This window comes from Actinoallomurus sp. NPDC052308 (genome assembly GCF_040679195.1).
GTDB classification, from domain to species: domain Bacteria; phylum Actinomycetota; class Actinomycetes; order Streptosporangiales; family Streptosporangiaceae; genus Actinoallomurus; species Actinoallomurus liliacearum.
On the sequence record NZ_JBFAUM010000002.1, the window covers coordinates 480702 to 496534 of the forward strand.

The following is a 15833-nucleotide window of genomic DNA, read 5'->3' on the forward strand; positions in this document are numbered from 1 at the left end:
TGGTCAGCGCCGGCGGCGGGGGGAACCCTTTCCCTTCGTCAACTGCAGGAGGCACTCGACGGCCCACTCCTGCAGTTCTTGATCGCCGATGCTCTCGGCGATCCGCAGTGCCTCTTCCAGCAGGCTCTCGGCGTGCGCGTGGGCGGAACGACTGGCGGCACATGTCCCCAATCCGATCAGGGCGAGTACCTCATCCGCTCGATTTCCCTCGTTGCGCGCGAGCCAGCGAACCCGCTGATAGAGCCACTCGGCCCGCACGTAGTCCGAACGTCCCTCGGCCGCGAAGCCGAGCTCGTACGCGGCGAGGGCCTCGATGACGCCGTCGCCCGTCTCCTGGGCGATGCCCGCCGCCTGCTCGAAGCAGTATTCGGCGCGACGGGGATCGCCGGCGGCGGTCGCACAGGTGCCCAGGCCATAGATACAGGCGGCCTCGATGTCACGTCGGCCGGTGGCGACGGCCAGCCGACGGCCCTCCTCGTAATGCCGGGCGGCGGTGTGATGATCCTGCTGGGCCGCCGCCGCCTCGCCGACGCAGCGCAGCGCCCAGGCCACCTTGGCGGAATCGCCCTGTTCGGCGGCGATCCGGTGAAGTTCCCAGGCCGCGGTCATGGCCCGCACGAAATCGCCGTTCGCCAGCGCCTGCCGGAATTCCTCGCGACGAGCGTCGTACCGTTGATCGCCTTCGGATTCGGGCGCCGGTCCGGGCCGGGCCGCCACCGGGCCTGACCGCGTGTGCTGGACGATCGCGCTCGCCGACGGACGCCGCCGGGGATCCTTGCTCAGCGCCGCCGTCACGGTCGGCCGGACCTCCGCGGGCACACCGTCGAGTTCCGGTTCACGGGTGAGCACGTTGTGCATCGTCTCGGCGGTCGTTCTCCGGCCGAAGCAGGAGCGGCCGGTGGCGGCGAAGACCACCGTGGCACCCCACGCGAAGACATCCGCGGCCGGCCCGGCCCGATGCCCCTCGAACATCTCGGGGGCCATGTATCCCGGTGTGCCGATGGCTCCCTGCGTCAGCCGCGTCGCGTCGAGGGTCTGCGCGATGCCGAGGTCGATGACCACGGGGACGCCGTCGGCCATCATGACGTTGCGCGGCGTCAGATCACGGTGGACGACGTCGGCCTCGTGGATCGTGGCAAGGGCCTCGGCCAGCCCCGTGTACACGGCCCGCAGCGCGTCGCCGGACAGCGGCCCGCGCTCGGTGACGATCGCGTACAGCGACTTGCCCTGCACATGGCGCGTGACGATGTACGGGGTCGGGGACCGCAGATCCATTCCGACGAACTCGGCGACGTGCGGACTCTCCAGTCGCATCATCGCGGAGGCTTCGCGTTCCAGACGTCGCAGGCCGTTCGCCTCGTCGGCGATGTGCGGGTGGATCACCTTGACCGCGACCGTGCGTCCGTCATCGTCAAGGGCGAGATAGACCGATCCCATGCCGCCTCGCCCCAGGAGCCTCAGCACCTCGTACGGGCCGACCCGCTCCGGCAGCATCGCCGCTCCCCCTAGGATTCCTCGCTACGGAACGGCCAGGCTACGATCTTCGCGCCCGCGGAGCCACCGGTGCTGAGCCCTGGACGGCCTCCGGACAGACGGTTCGGTCCTGGAGATCCCGTCCGCCGCCGTCGGCCGTCCCTTGGCGGGCGAGCCGGATTCGGGTCAGACGAGGGTGACGCCGGGGACGGGGCCAGAGGCGGGGCGTACGGCGGCGAACCTGCCTGAGTCGTTCAGGGCGGCGGCGAGCTCGGCGGCGTGGTCGAGGGAGGCGGCGAGGAAGGCGCAGGTCGGACCGGAGCCGGACACCAGCGAGCCCAGGGCGCCCGCGGCACGGCCGACCGCGAGCGCGTCGCGCAGGGACGGGCGGAGGCTCAGCGCCGCCGGCTGCAGGTCGTTGTGCAGGGCCCGGCCGAGCGCCTCGGCGTCGCCGGTCTTCAGCGCGGCCATCAGGTCGTCCGACACCTGGGGCCACACGCTGTCCTGCTCCCCGGCGGCGCGCAGGCGATCGCACTCGGCGTACACCGCGGGCGTGGACAGGCCGCCGTCGGCGTACCCGAACACCCAGTGGAACTCCCCCGTGACCTCGACCGGGGTCAGCCGCTCCCCCCGGCCCAGACCGACGGCGGTGCCGCCGAGCAGGGCGAACGGGACGTCGCTGCCCAGCCGGGCGGCGAGCTCCAGCAGCGTCTCGCGGTCGAGCCGCGCCTCCCACAGCACGTCGCAGGCCAGCAGGGCGGCCGCCGCGTCGGCGCTGCCGCCGGCCATGCCGCCCGCGACCGGGATGTCCTTGCGGATGTGCAGCGCGACGTCCGGGCGCCTGCCGACGTGCTCGGCCAGCAGGGCGGCGGCGCGGGCCGCGAGGTTGTCCGGGCCGGTCGGCACGCCCGCCGGGCCCTCGACCGTGACGCTGAGCGCGTCGGCCGGGGCGGCGGTCACCTCGTCGAACAGCGAGACGGCGTGGAAGACGTTGACGAGATCGTGGTAGCCGTCGTCGCGGACGGGGCCGACGCTCAGCTGGAGGTTCACCTTGGCGGGCACGCGCACGGTCACAGTGGTCACGATCAACCGATCGTAGGCGACGGGGGCCGGTGCTCGGCGATACGGGTGAAGGCGGTGACGTCGAGGGCCTCGCCGCGCGCCGTGGGGTCGACTCCCGCGGCGCGCAGGGCCTCCTCGGCCGCCGCGGCCGAACCGGCCCAGCCGGCCAGCGCCGCGCGGAGGGTCTTGCGGCGCTGGGCGAACGCCGCGTCGATGACGGCGAACACCTCCTTGCGCGGGACCGCGCTCGTCGGTGGTTCGCGGCGGGTGAAGGCGACGAGCCCTGAGTCGACGTTCGGCGCGGGCCAGAACACCGCGCGGCCGACGTTCCCGGCGCGGCGGGCCCGGGCGTACCAGGCCATCTTCACCGACGGCACGCCGTACACCTTGCCGCCGGGGCCCGCGGTGAGCCGGTCGGCGACCTCGGCCTGCACCATGACCAGCCCGTGCCGGATGGACGGGAACGCCCCGAGCAGGTGCAGGACGACGGGCACCGCGACGTTGTACGGAAGGTTGGCGACCAGCGCGGTCGGCGGCGGGCCCGGTAGCTCGGTGACCCGCAGGGCGTCGGCGGGCACGACGTTCAGCCGGCCGGCGAGGTCGGGAGCGCGCTCGGCGACGGTCTCGGGCAGCCGCTGCGCGAGGACCGGGTCGACCTCGACGGCCACGACGCGGCCGGCGACCGGCAGCAGCGCGAGGGTCAGCGAGCCCAGCCCGGGACCGACCTCCAGAACGACGTCCTCCGGTCCGACGTCGGCGTCGCGGACGATGCGCCGCACGGTGTTCGCGTCGATGACGAAGTTCTGTCCGAGGGTCTTGGTCGGCCGCAACCCCAGCCCACCGGCCAGCGCGCGGACATCCGCCGGCCCCAGAAGTCGTTCACCCACACGAATAGTGTCCCGTACGCGGGAGGGGGCCCCGGCCCCCATCCCGTGATCACCGGCGATCGCCGCCCTCTACGGACAACGAACACCAGTGATCACGCGTGCAGCGCCCGCAGCGCGTCAAGGACGAAGCGCCGCGCCTGTGCCATGTCCTTGCGCGCTCGGTCGATGTCGACCACCTCGGCACCAGGTGCCGTCAAGGCGGCACGGCGGATGAACGACGACAGGCTCAGGCCTGCCGCGTCGGCCAACTGCTGGATCCGCTCGATCTCCGCGGAGTTGAAGCGCACCGAGATGACGCTGTCCAGCTTCCGAGAGATCCGGGCTTCTACCTGCTCACCCCATACTTCCGGATCGTCACGATGCTCGTAGTAGAACTCGGCCGCCTCAGCATCGGACATCTCTGGCTTGCTCACCGTCATACCTCCCAAGCCGTCACGGGCCGGGCGGATCGTCCACCGGCGTCCTACACGAAGGGCACTGCGAGCTTCCTCCCGCCGTCGGTGGCACCGATCGCGAAGTAATCCCCCGCTCGTCCATGTCTGTTCCGCCGGATCACCGGCCCGTTGGCGAACACCTGCTCGACCTCATCTCGCGTCGCACGCCTCAGCGCATGGTCGAGATTTCCGTCGTCCCACTCGATCGCCTCGATGACGAGCACGGCTCGCACCCTTCATGTCATACATGCTAGACGTCGAATGTATGACCGTCGAGGGTGATCGTTCAGCTACTTGGCGTATTCGTACTTACTTACCAGGGGCCGAAGACGCGTTCGCCGTTGGTGGCGATGGCGGCGCACAGCTCGGCCAGGTCGACGCCCTTGGTCTCGGCGAGGCCGCGGACGGTGAGCGGGACGAGGTACGGGGCGTTCGGCTTGCCCCGGTGCGGCACCGGCGTGAGGTAGGGCGCGTCCGTCTCGACGAGGATCAGCTCCAGCGGCGCCACGGCCGCCGCCTCCCGCAGGTCCCCGGCGTTCTTGAACGTGACGTTGCCCGCGAAGCTCATGTAGTAGCCGTGGTCGGCGCAGACCTTGGCCATCTCCCGGTCGCCGGAGAAGCAGTGGAAGACGACCTTGTCCGGCGGGCCCTCCTCCTCCAGGATGCGCAGCACGTCGTCGTGGGCGTCCCGGTCATGGATGACGAGGGCCTTGCCGGTGCGCTTGGCGATGTCGATGTGGGCGCGGAACGACCGCTGCTGGGCCTCGACCGCGGCCCAGTCACGGTAGTAGTCCAGGCCGGTCTCGCCGACGGCGCGGACGTCCGGCAGCGCGGCGAGCTTGGCGATGTCGGCGAGGACGTCGGCGGTGGCGTCACCCGAGTCGTTCGGGTGGATCGCCACCGCGGCGTACACGTCGTCGTACGTCGCGGCCGCGTCGGCGGCGTGCTGCGACGAGGCGAGGTCGTAGCCCACGGTCACGGCCCGCCGGATGCCGACCGAGTGGGCGGCGGCGAGCACCTCCGTGATCGGCACCTCGAGGATGTCCAGGTGACAGTGGCTGTCGAACACCTCGACCGGCAGAGGCTCGGGCAGCGGCGGGAACGCCGCGCCGCGGAACCCGTCCGACGTGTTCATCTCCGCCCCTTCGCTCATCTGAGCACCCTGCCCGGTGTCGCGGCCGGATACGAGCGCGGTGTCAGGACTGCTCCAGCCGGGCCAGCTCCTCGTCCACGACCGAGGAGTCGAGCTTGGCGAACAGCGGCGTGGGCGGGGCCAGCGGCGTGCCGGCCGCGATGGGCCGCGACTCCCAGCGCGCCTCGGTGTCGTACGACCCGGTCAGGACCGGGTAGTCGGGGCCGCCCTCCTCGGCGACCTCGCGGATCTCCGGGGCGCCGCTCCACTCGCCCTGGCCGCCGAGCATCCGGTGGACCTTCTCCGACGAGCCCGGCAGGAACGGGGTGAGCAGCGACTTGGCGTCGTCGACGAGCTGCAGCGCGACGTGCAGGATCGTCTTCATCCGCTCCGGGTCGTCGTTCTTCAGCTTCCAGGGCGCCTGCTCGGAGAGGTACTTGTTCGCCTCCGCGACGGTGCGCATCGCCTCGTTCGCGGCGTTCTTGAACCGCGAGCGCGCCAGCTCGGCGCCGACCGCGTCGAACGCCTTACGCGACCGCTCCAGGATGTCCCGGTCGAGGTCGGTCAGCTCGCCGGCCGCCGGGATCTCCCCGATGTTCTTGGCCGCGAAGGAGATCGAGCGGTTCACCAGGTTGCCCCAGGTGGCGACGAGCTCGTCGTTGTTGCGGCGGACGAACTCCGACCACGTGAAGTCGGTGTCCTGGTTCTCCGGGCCGGCGACGGCGATGTAGTAGCGCAGCGCGTCGACGTCGTACCGCTCGAGGAAGTCACGGACGTAGATGACGACCTGGCGCGAGGAGGAGAACTTCTTGCCCTCCATGGTCAGGAACTCCGAGGAGACCACCTCGGTGGGCAGGCTCAGCTTCCCGAGGGAGCCGGCCGTGCCGCCCTTGTCGCCTTCGCCGTTGTAGCCGAGCAGCATCGCCGGCCAGATCTCGGCGTGGAAGACGATGTTGTCCTTGCCCATGAAGTAGTACGTCTCGGCGTCGGGGTTCTGCCACCAGGCCCGCCAGGCGTCGGGGTCACCGCTGCGCCTGGCCCACTCGACCGAGGCCGACAGGTAGCCGACGACCGCGTCGAACCAGACGTACAGCCGCTTGTCCGGCCGGTCGATCCAGCCGGGCAGCGGCACGGGCACGCCCCAGTCGAGGTCGCGGCTGATCGGCCGGGGCTGCATGTCGTCGAGGAGGTTGCGGGTGAACTTGTAGACGTTCGGCCGCCAGAGCCCCTCCTTGCCCTGCAGCCACGAGCCGAGGGTCTCGGAGAACGCGGGCAGGTCGAGGAAGAAGTGCTCGGTCTCGACGAACTTCGGCGTCTCGCCGTTGATGCGGCTCCGCGGGTTGATCAGGTCGATCGGGTCGAGCTGGTTGCCGCAGTTGTCGCACTGGTCGCCGCGCGCCCCGTCGTACCCGCAGATCGGGCAGGTGCCCTCGATGTAGCGGTCGGGCAGGGTGCGCCCCGTGGACGGGGAGATCGCGCCCATCGTCTTCTTCTCGAAGACGTAGCCGTTGTCGTACAGGCCCTTGAAGATCTCCTGGGCGACGGCGTAGTGGTTGCGCGTCGTCGTCCGGGTGAACAGGTCGTACGACATGCCGAGGCCGTGCAGGTCCTGGGCGATCACCCGGTTGTAGCGGTCGGCCAGCTCGCGGGCCGACACGCCCTCCTTGTCGGCCTGCACCTGGATGGGGGTGCCGTGCTCGTCGGTGCCGCTCACCATCAGGACCTTGTTGCCCGCCATCCGCTGGTAGCGGCTGAACATGTCGGCGGGCAGCGCGAAGCCGGAGACGTGCCCGATGTGGCGGGGCCCGTTGGCGTACGGCCAGGCGGGCGCGGTCAGGATGTGGCGGCTGGACATGTGCTAAGCCTACGGGTCGCCCGCCGATGACTCATTCCAATGTCGCCTTTCCGGCATGCGGGTCGCGGCGCACGAACGGCAAGAGGCCCCGGCGGTCGCCGGGGCCTCTCGGAGGATCGGGTCAGACGGTCTTGTCGGCGCCCTCGGCGCTCGCGCCGGCCTCGGCCGGCACGGTCTCCGCGGACGTCGCCTCGGCGGTGGTGTCCTCGGCGTCGTCGGCCGCCTCCACGTCGGTGCGCGCGCTCGCCGCGGCCTCCTCGGCCTCGCTCTCGCTGCGCACCTTGTCCGCCGCGGCGTCGACCACGCCGGCGGCCTCGTCCACCGCGTCGGTCACCGGCGGGTGCGAGCGGCGGCGGATCGCGAGGATGCTCACGAACAGCGACGCGAAGATCATCTGGAAGCTCATGATCAGCGCGGTGGCCGACGGCACGACGAGGCGCAGCGAGTGGCGGGGCTCGAGCTGGCCGAAGCTGTGCACCTGCCAGTGGGACAGCGAGGCGACCAGCCCGACGAGACCGGCGAGCGCGAGCAGGCCACCGACGACGAGGCCGCGCTCCAGGCTCCAGTTATCGATGATGCGCTGCACCCGTTTGTCATGGGGAAGGAATCCCTCCTCCATGGCGTAGACCTTGGTCAGCAACGCGAAGAGCACGGCCTGGAAGCCGATCACCAGCGCCGCCGAGGCCCCGACGAGGGTGTCGACGTCGAACGCGACGTCGCCGACGCGGATCGGGCCGGCGGCCAGGGCGATCCCCGCGATGAGCCCGATCGCCATCATGAGCAGGCCGGGGATCAGGAACAGCCAACGCGGGCTGTACAGGCACAGGAAGCGCAGGTGGCGCCAGCCGTCGCGCCACGTGCTCAGGTGCGGCGGGCGCGACCGGCCGTCGGGCGACAGGGTCGTGGGGACCTCGCGGATGTCGTAGCCCGCGAGGGTGGAGCGGACCACCATCTCGCTGGCGAACTCCATGCCGCCGGTCTGCAGCTCCAGCCGCAGGATGGAGTCCCGCCGGAAGGCCCGCAGCCCGCAGTGGAAGTCACCGATCTTGCTGCCGAAGAACAGCCGGCCGACGAAGCTCAGCACCGGGTTGCCGAGGTACTTGTGCAGCGGCGGCATGGCGCCGGGCGCGATGCCGCCCTTGAACCGGTTGCCCATGACGAGGTCGGCGCCGTCCCGCAGCTGCTCCAGGAACGGCAGCAGGGCGGTGAAGTCATAGGAGTCGTCGGCGTCGCCCATGACGACGTACGTGCCGCGGGCGGCGCGGATGCCGCCCATGAGGGCGTTGCCGTATCCCTTGGCGGCCACGGGGACGACTCGGGCCCCGGCGTCGCGGGCGAGTTGCCGGCTGCCGTCGGTGCTGCCGTTGTCGGCGATGATGACCTCGCCGTCGACACCGTGCTCGGCGAAGAAGCCGAGGGCCTTGCGAACACAGGTCTCGACGGTCTCAGCCTCGTTCAAGCACGGCATCACCACGGAGAGTTCCACGTCGTGTCCTCCATCACCCCGCAGCACTGGCTTGGGGGCTTTTCGACTAACCTCGTCGTGTTCCGACAAGTGGCGCGTGTTATCCATGATGCCTGCCGACGAGCGACCGCGTGTTGCAAAGTCGCAACCTTTAACTCCACATGGAGCACAGGTGCAACGGCAGGCTGGGGATATCAGGATAGGGGCTGTGCGGTCCAGGAAGGTCGGTCCGGACTTGACGAACGCCGGAGAGCGGGGCGGGTCCACCGTGGTGACCAATACGCGTTCCGACGAGGAACCGCAGGTCACGACGGTTGACGAGAACGTGACGGAAAAGACGCCGGCCGTCAGTGGTTTCGGGCTGCGCGCACTCATGGGGCGGCACAAGATCTTCACCGTCGTGCTGGCGGGCGGTGCGCTGCTCCGGCTGATCGCCACCCTGGGCTACCGGCCCGCGGCCTGGTTCAACGACTCGTTCGACTACCTGCACGTCGCGATGGCGCCGTATCCACACCCGATCCGGCCCGACGGGTACTCCTTCCTGCTGTGGATCTTGAAGCCCTTCCACAGCTTCATGCTGGTCGCGACGATCCAGCACCTGATGGGCCTGGCCTCCGCGGTGATGATCTACGCCGTGCTGCGCAAGAGGTTCCGGCTGCCGGGGTGGGGGGCGAGCCTGGCGACGGTGCCGGTGCTGTACGACGGCTACCAGATCCAGCTCGAGCACCTGATCCTGTCCGACACGACGTTCGGCTTCCTGCTCGTGTCGATCGTCACACTGCTGCTGTGGCACGGCCGGGACCTCACCTGGAAGACCGGCGCCCTCGCGGGGCTCCTGCTGGGCCTCGCCACGCTGACCCGTACCGTCGGCACGCCGGTCCTGGCCGCCGTGGTCGTCTACTTCCTCGTGCGGCGGATCAAGTGGCGCGTGATCGTGGCCACCGTCGCGGTGTGCGCGCTGCCCCTCGCCGCCTACGCCGGCTGGTTCTGGTCGTATTACGGCAAGCCGGGAATGACCATGAGCAGCGGCGTCTTCCTGTACGCGCGGGTGTCGGCCTTCGCGGACTGTAACAAGATCAAACCGCCGGTGACCGAGTACGCCCTGTGCAAGAACAACAAGACCTCGCACACGCCGCTGGTCTTCTCCCAGGACGCGATCTGGAACCGCAACTCCCCGTTCCATCGCATTCCGGCGCAGCGATTCACCGATTATCAGAACCAGCTCGCCAGCGACTTCGCCAAGCGGGCGATCATCGCCCAGCCTCTCGACTATCTGCGGGTCGTCGAAGACGACTTCCTGTTCACGTTCCGGTGGAAGCGCACGGTCTTCCCGGACCGTGCGACGTACGAGATGTACCAGTTCAGCAAGAAGTCCGCCGCGCTGCCGACCTGGCGGATGAGCAAGGACAAGACGGCCGCGGCCGAGGCCCACTCGTACGAGCAGGGCAACGCCCGGACGAAGATCGTCGACCCGTGGGCCACGATCATCCGGACCTACCAGCGGTACGCGCACCTGCCCGGCACGCTACTGGGCGGCATCCTCATCGTCGGCCTGGCCGGACTGATCCCGCTCTGGCGGCGGTGGGGCGGGGCCGCGCTGCTGCCGTGGATCACCGCGACCGGGCTGCTGCTCGTGCCGCCGGCGACGGCGGAGTTCGACTACCGGTACGTCCTGCCGACCGTGCCGCTGGCCTGCATCGCCGCGGCGATCACCTTCTCGGACGAGCCGCGGCGGAAGCTCGCCCGGATGTTCCGGCGGCGCGGCGGCGCGGCGGACGCGGAGAGCACCTCGTCGTCGTCCGGCGACGCCGTGCCGGCGTAGGGCGTGCCCCCGGCCGCGTGCGGCCGGAGACACGCCCGATGGCCGATCAGTACGCGTGAAGCCTGCGGAGCTTGAAGATCATCTCGAGCTCGGCGTGACGGTGGGGCGGGATGGCCTGGCTCCGCGGCCGTCCCGGCGGGAGGATCTTGACGTCGTACGCCCCGCAGGACGGGCAGTAGAGCTCCGCCCACGGAGAGGTGCAGCGGTGGCCGTTGCGGCTGTAGTAGACGACCTCGCCGCCGTGCCCGTCGGCGCAGTGGCCGACCTCGAAATCCTCGTGCCATTCGAGCAGACAGACGAGGCATTCGTAGGTCCACGTCTCATTTGAGATCATGGATTCGTGCATCAGCGTCACCCCCGGGGGAATCGGCGTACACGCGTGGAATACGCACCGAACTCATCTTTCCCGCCAAGAGGCGCTTAGCGCGGGGGCAGTCTCGCAAAAATAAGTTCAAATAAGGGTCAATGATCCGCTTTGTAGGCAATGACCGCGTCATAAACCTCTCTTTTCGGTACTCCGTGCTCCCGTGCGACATCCCCGATCGCCTGCTTTCGCGGCGTGCCCTCCCCCACCCGGCGTTCCACCTCCACCGCGAGGTCCGCCACGTTCACCGGCCCGGTCTCCTCCGGCGCCCCGGCGACGACCAGGGTGATCTCCCCGCGAACGCCGCCCGCGGCCCACTCGGCCAGCTCGCCCAGCGGACCGCGGCGCACCTCCTCGTACGTCTTGGTCAGCTCGCGGCAGACGGCGGCCCGGCGGTCGCTCCCCAGTGCCGCCGCCATCGCCTCCAGCGTCACCGCGAGCCGGTGCGGCGCCTCGAAGAACACCATCGTGCGCGGCTCGTCGGCGAGGGCGCGCAGTCGCGCGGCGCGCTCCCCGCCCTTGCGCGGCAGGAACCCCTCGAAGCAGAACCGGTCACTGGGCAGCCCGGAGATGACGAGCGCCGTCGTCACCGCGGACGGACCGGGCAGCACGGTGACCGGCACCTCCGCCTCGACCGCCGCCGTGACCAGGCGGTACCCGGGGTCGGAGACGCCCGGGAGACCCGCATCCGTGATCACCAGCACGTCCCGGCCCGCGCGCAGCTCGTCGAGGAGCTCGGCCGCCCTGGCCCGTTCGTTCGCGTCGTAGTACGAGACCACCCGCGCGGCCGGTGACACGCCCAGGTCGGCGGCCAGCCTCCGCAGCCGCCGCGTGTCCTCCGCCGCGATGATGTCCGCCTCGGCCAGCGCCGTACGCAGCCGCGCCGACGCGTCCTCCACTCGTCCGATCGGTGCGGCGGCCAGCATCAGCGTCCCTGAGTTCTCCACACCTCCATCTTCGAGGGTGCCGGACGGCACTCGTGCCGTGCCGGACGGCGCTCGCTCCGCGAGCGCGGGTTCGCGGCGCCCGACGCGCCGCTCAGGAATGCTTTCCAGGTGTCGAATGCGTCGTCTCGGAACCCTTCTGACGGTGAAGTGCGCGAGCGCCTCGGCTTCCGCCCGTACGATGTCGGAGTGGTGGCGATGACAGGAATCGAACCCGAGACCCGACCCGAGCAGGGAAGAAGACCACCTTCGTTGCGTCAGTGGCTCAAACCGGACGTGCCCGGCAGCAGACTCATGGGGTGGGTCGGCCCCCTGCTGGTGACGCTGTTCGCCGGTGTGCTGCGCTTCTGGCATCTCGGCAGGCCCAGGGCCGTCATCTTCGACGAGACGTACTACGCCAAAGACGCGTACGCGCTGCTGAAGTTCGGCTACGAGCACAACACCGTCAAGGACGCCGACAAGCTCCTGCTCCAGCATCCGTCCGACCTCCACATCTGGGCGGACGGTGGAAGTTTCATCGCGCACCCTCCCGCCGGCAAGTGGCTGATCGCCGTCGGTGAGTCGATCTTCGGGATGACGCCGTTCGGCTGGCGTTTCTCCGCCGCCCTGATCGGCACCCTGTCGGTGCTGATCCTCGCGCGGGTCGCCCGGCGGATGACGCGGTCCAACCTGCTCGGCACGGCGGCCGGCCTGCTGCTCGCGGTGGACGGCATGCACCTGGTCACCAGCCGGACGGCCATCCTCGACGTCTTCGTGATGTTCTGGATCCTGGCCGGATTCGCCTTCATCGTCATCGACCGGGACGTCTCGCGCGCCAGACTCGCCCACAAGATCGCCGAACGCGGTGACGACGACGGCCTCGGCCCGTTCGTCATGCACTGGTGGCTCATCCCGGCCGGCCTCTGCCTGGGCACGGCGACCGCGACCAAGTGGACCGGCATGTACTACATCGCGGCGTTCGGGCTCCTGACCCTCGTGTGGTCGATGGGCGCCCGCCGGGCCGCGGGAGTACGCCGCCCGTACGCCGGCGCGTTCGCCTTCGAGGCCGTGCCCGCCTTCGTCTCCCTCGTGGTCCTCAGCTTGATCACCTACGTCGCCTGGTGGAGCGGCTGGATCTTCAACGCGGGCGGCTGGGGCCGCGGCCGCGTCGCCGCCAACCCGGTGACCGCGTTCCTTCAGGCGATGCCCCGGCTGTGGGACTACCACCAGCAGATGTGGCACTTCCACACCACGCTCACGGCCCACCACGACTACCAGTCCTGGCCGTGGAACTGGCTGATCCTCAAGCGGCCGGTCGCCTTCTTCTACACCCAGCCCTCCGGCTGCGGGGCCGCCACCTGCTCGCGCGAGGTCCTCGACATCGGCACCCCGGCGATCTGGTGGGTCTCCATCATCACGATGCTCATCGTGGCCGCCTGGTGGCTGGTGCAGCGCGACTGGCGGGCGGGCGCCACCCTCCTGGGGTTCCTGGCCGGCTGGGTGCCGTGGTTCTACTACGGCCTGAACCACCGCACCATGTTCCTGTTCTACGCCACGCCGATGCTGCCGTTCATGGTGCTGTCCATCGTGCTGGCGCTCGGCCTGCTCGTCGGTCCGGCGACCGCGCCACCGGCCCGCCGGGTGTTCGGCTCCGCGATCGCCGGCGCGTACGTCCTGGTCGCGCTGGCCAACTTCTACTACTTCTACCCGGTGCTCGCGGGACAGGTCATGACGTACGACTCCTGGCACGCCCGCATGTGGTTGCTCTCATGGATCTGAGCCCCCGGACGAGGGTCTGGCGCGACGGCCGGCTGGAGAAGGAGAACTTCCCGGCCGAGCAGATCAGCGACTACCTGGCCGAGTCCGACACCGTCGTCTGGCTCGACCTCTGCGCGCCCGACGCCGAAGGGCTCGACCTCATCAGCGAGGAGCTGGGGCTGTCGCCGCTCGCGGTCGAGGACGCCGTCAGCCACCATGAACGGCCCAAGCTCGACCGGTACGACGGGCACCTGTTCCTCAACGCCTACTCCGTCCACCTCTCCGCCGACGGCACCGAGCTCGACAAGCACGAGATCTCGGCGTTCATCACCAAGCGGGCGCTGGTCACCGTGCGCACGGACGAGGGCTTCGACATCGACGAGCTGGTCAAGCGCTGGGACGGCTCGCCGGACCTGGCGAAGTACGGCGTCGCCTTCCTCCTGCACGGCCTGCTCGACCTGGTCGTCGACGGGCACTTCGCGGCGGTCCAGGCGCTCGACGACAAGATCGACGGCCTGGAAGAGGAACTGTTCGCCGACCACATGCCGCGTGACACCCAGCAGCGGAGTTACCGGCTGCGCAAGAGCCTCGCGCTGCTGCGCCGGGTCGTGCTGCCAATGCGGGAGGTCGTCAACAGCCTGCTGCGCCGGGACCTCGACGTCATCCCGGCGCCCATGGCCCCGTACTTCCAGGACGTCTACGACCACGTGCTGCGCGCCACCGAGTGGACCGACAGCCTGCGTGACACGGTGACGAGCCTGCAGGAGACGCGCATCGCCCTGCAGGGCAACCACCTGAACCTGGTGATGAAGAAGCTCACCGGCTGGGCCGCCGTCATCGCCGTGCCCACCGCCATCACCGGCTTCTACGGCGAGAACGTCCCGTACCCGGGCTTCGGCAAGCAGTGGGGCTTCGTGACGAGCATCGCCGTGCTCATCGTCACCGGCGTGGCCCTCTACACCGTCTTCCGCAAACGCGACTGGCTCTGACCCCCGTCAGAGCCGGTCGACCTCCGTCAGGTCGATGTCCAGGTCTAACGGCACCGTCAGCTTCAGCCGATCGTGGTGGATTCCGGTCAGCGCGTATGCCTTCGTCGCCACGTCCAACTCGTACACGCAGACCGTCACCCGCTCGTCGGTGTCCTCCACGCGCCAGAAGTGCGGAATTCCCGCCTCCGCGTACAACTGAGGCTTCCGGTGTCGATCACGCTCCGCGGAGTCCGGAGACGCCACCTCTGCGACGAGTACAACATGCTCCGGCCGATAGGTCGTCTGGTCCATCCCGAGATCGCCCTCCGCGCGAACCACCAGGACGTCTGCCTCGGGCCGCTGCCGCGGGCCGAGGGTGATCGTCATCCCACTGCGTACTCGCAGGTCGGGCGGGCCGAGTCGACGCAGCTCCATCACCAGAAGTGAAACCATCACCATATGGAATTGGGTCTGAGGCCAGTCAGAGACGAGGCGGCCGTCGATGAGCTGGGTGTGAGAGGGCAGATCCGCGATCGAGTCGAGGTCATCCGCCGTGAAATGTTCGCCGGCGGGCAGCTGACGAAGGTCTCTGCTCAGCATTTCCGACATGCCTTCCGCCGCCCTTCGAGTGACCATCTCGATGGGTCACGCTACCGAGAATCACTCTGAGCTGCCCGGTGTTCGACGATCTGTGAGATCGGATGGATCCGTGTTGGCGCCGCAGCAGATGAGGGCGAGGCGCTCGCCGGGGGTCGGACGGTAGGCGCCGGTGAGGAGGGCGGCGTACGCGGCGGCGGTGCCGTGTTCCACCACGAGGTGGTAGCGCCGCCACAGCTCTCGTCGGGCGGCCACGACGTCCTCGTCGGACACCAGGAGGGACGTCACGCCGGTCCGGCGGGCGACGTCGAAGGCGATGTCGCCGACCCGGCGGGCGCCGAGGGAGTCGGCCGCCACCCCGGAGACCTCCACGTCGACCGGTTCGCCGGCCGCGAGGGCGGCGTGCAGGGACGGGCAGCCGTACGGCTCGACGGCGACGACGCGGGACCTGCCCTCCAGAGCCGCGGCGATGCCGGCCATCAGCCCGCCGCCGCCGACCGCGACCAGGACGGTGTCGACCCCGCCGGTCTGCTCCTCGAGTTCGAGGCCGAGGGTGCCCTGCCCCGCGCAGATCTCCGGCTGGTCGTACGCGTGGCAGAACAACGCGCCCGTGTCGGCCACGCGCTTGGTCGCGGCGTCGTACGCCTCGGCGTACTCACGGCCCACCTGGACGACAGAGGCGCCGAGCGCTCTCAACCCGGCCACCTTGACCGCGGGCGCGGTCTCCGGGACGTACACCTCCGCGGGGACGCCCAGTTCTCGTGCCGCGTACGCGACGGCGAGCCCGGCGTTGCCGCCCGACGCGGCCACCACGCCCGCGTCCGGCAGCCCGCCCTGCTCGACGGCCGTGAGGATCCGGTTGAACGCCCCGCGGGCCTTGAACGACCCGGTTTGCTGCAGCTGCTCCAGCTTCAGCCACCGCTCCCCGTCGTCGAACACCGGAGTCGTGCGGACGCGGGACCCGATACGGGCACCGGCCGCCGCCACGTCGCTGCGAGAGATCACCCGTCCACCGTACGACCATCAGGGAAGATCCGTCGCCGGGCCTGCATCTCCGCCTCGTCGGTCGAGACGACCGGTGTGCGTCGTGGCG

Annotated in this window: 15 protein-coding genes; 3 read left to right on the top strand and 12 right to left on the bottom strand. The window is 69.9% G+C overall.

Features of this window, described 5'->3' with window-relative positions; genetic code table 11:
- Window positions 1–3 precede the first annotated feature (3 nt).
- The 8 genes from AB0L00_RS08255 to AB0L00_RS08290 all read right to left on the bottom strand — a co-directional run bounded on the left by AB0L00_RS08255 (window position 4) and on the right by AB0L00_RS08290 (window position 8329).
- Window positions 4–1494 (bottom strand): serine/threonine-protein kinase, encoded by a 1491-nt coding sequence (locus AB0L00_RS08255; protein ID WP_364430105.1) that lies wholly within the window; start codon window positions 1492–1494, stop codon window positions 4–6.
- Window positions 1495–1659: 165 nt separating this feature from the next.
- Window positions 1660–2547, bottom strand: coding sequence for a 4-(cytidine 5'-diphospho)-2-C-methyl-D-erythritol kinase (locus tag AB0L00_RS08260; RefSeq protein ID WP_364431584.1), 888 nt, complete (start codon window positions 2545–2547; stop codon window positions 1660–1662).
- 11 nt (window positions 2548–2558) lie between these two features.
- Window positions 2559–3464, bottom strand: a complete 906-nt coding sequence (gene rsmA / locus AB0L00_RS08265) for a 16S rRNA (adenine(1518)-N(6)/adenine(1519)-N(6))-dimethyltransferase RsmA (RefSeq protein WP_364430108.1) — start codon at window positions 3462–3464, stop codon at window positions 2559–2561.
- Between the two features lie 50 nt (window positions 3465–3514).
- A complete protein-coding gene (locus AB0L00_RS08270; RefSeq protein WP_364430110.1) occupies window positions 3515–3835 on the bottom strand; it encodes a ribbon-helix-helix protein, CopG family in 321 nt (106 codons plus the stop codon).
- A 50-nt stretch (window positions 3836–3885) separates the two neighbouring features.
- A complete protein-coding gene (locus AB0L00_RS08275; protein WP_364430113.1) occupies window positions 3886–4080 on the bottom strand; it encodes a hypothetical protein in 195 nt (64 codons plus the stop codon).
- Window positions 4081–4169: 89 nt separating this feature from the next.
- A complete protein-coding gene (locus AB0L00_RS08280) occupies window positions 4170–5009 on the bottom strand; it encodes a TatD family hydrolase (RefSeq protein WP_364430116.1) in 840 nt (279 codons plus the stop codon).
- A gap of 43 nt (window positions 5010–5052) precedes the next feature.
- Window positions 5053–6843 carry a methionine--tRNA ligase gene (gene metG, locus AB0L00_RS08285; RefSeq protein WP_364430119.1) on the bottom strand — a complete coding sequence of 597 codons (1791 nt, stop codon included), beginning with the start codon at window positions 6841–6843 and terminating at the stop codon, window positions 5053–5055.
- Between the two features lie 121 nt (window positions 6844–6964).
- The gene (locus AB0L00_RS08290; RefSeq protein WP_364430122.1) at window positions 6965–8329 is read right to left on the bottom strand and encodes a glycosyltransferase family 2 protein; all 1365 of its coding nucleotides are present in this window, start codon (window positions 8327–8329) and stop codon (window positions 6965–6967) included.
- A gap of 304 nt (window positions 8330–8633) precedes the next feature.
- On the opposite strand from AB0L00_RS08290, the gene AB0L00_RS08295 reads away from it, so the two are divergent.
- On the top strand, window positions 8634–10130 hold the full coding sequence (locus tag AB0L00_RS08295; protein ID WP_364430125.1) for a hypothetical protein: 1497 nt from the start codon (window positions 8634–8636) through the stop codon (window positions 10128–10130).
- Between the two features lie 46 nt (window positions 10131–10176).
- Here AB0L00_RS08295 and AB0L00_RS08300 read toward each other — a convergent pair whose 3' ends face one another.
- Together AB0L00_RS08300 and rsmI are read right to left on the bottom strand one after the other, a co-directional pair.
- Window positions 10177–10476 (bottom strand): hypothetical protein, encoded by a 300-nt coding sequence (locus tag AB0L00_RS08300; RefSeq protein ID WP_364430128.1) that lies wholly within the window; start codon window positions 10474–10476, stop codon window positions 10177–10179.
- Window positions 10477–10592: 116 nt separating this feature from the next.
- A complete protein-coding gene (gene rsmI, locus AB0L00_RS08305; protein ID WP_364431587.1) occupies window positions 10593–11420 on the bottom strand; it encodes a 16S rRNA (cytidine(1402)-2'-O)-methyltransferase in 828 nt (275 codons plus the stop codon).
- A 270-nt stretch (window positions 11421–11690) separates the two neighbouring features.
- On the opposite strand from rsmI, the gene AB0L00_RS08310 reads away from it, so the two are divergent.
- Window positions 11691–13196: a phospholipid carrier-dependent glycosyltransferase gene (locus tag AB0L00_RS08310; RefSeq protein ID WP_364430131.1), complete on the top strand. Its 1506-nt coding sequence runs from the start codon at window positions 11691–11693 to the stop codon at window positions 13194–13196.
- Window positions 13187–14164 (top strand): magnesium transporter CorA family protein, encoded by a 978-nt coding sequence (locus AB0L00_RS08315; RefSeq protein WP_364430134.1) that lies wholly within the window; start codon window positions 13187–13189, stop codon window positions 14162–14164. The genes AB0L00_RS08310 and AB0L00_RS08315 overlap by 10 nt, the downstream gene beginning before the upstream one ends.
- 6 nt (window positions 14165–14170) lie before the next feature.
- Here AB0L00_RS08315 and AB0L00_RS08320 read toward each other — a convergent pair whose 3' ends face one another.
- Together AB0L00_RS08320 and AB0L00_RS08325 are read right to left on the bottom strand one after the other, a co-directional pair.
- Window positions 14171–14743 carry a Uma2 family endonuclease gene (locus tag AB0L00_RS08320; RefSeq protein WP_364431590.1) on the bottom strand — a complete coding sequence of 191 codons (573 nt, stop codon included), beginning with the start codon at window positions 14741–14743 and terminating at the stop codon, window positions 14171–14173.
- Between the two features lie 60 nt (window positions 14744–14803).
- Window positions 14804–15745, bottom strand: coding sequence for a threonine/serine dehydratase (locus AB0L00_RS08325; RefSeq protein WP_364430137.1), 942 nt, complete (start codon window positions 15743–15745; stop codon window positions 14804–14806).
- Between the last annotated feature and the right edge of the window lie 88 nt (window positions 15746–15833).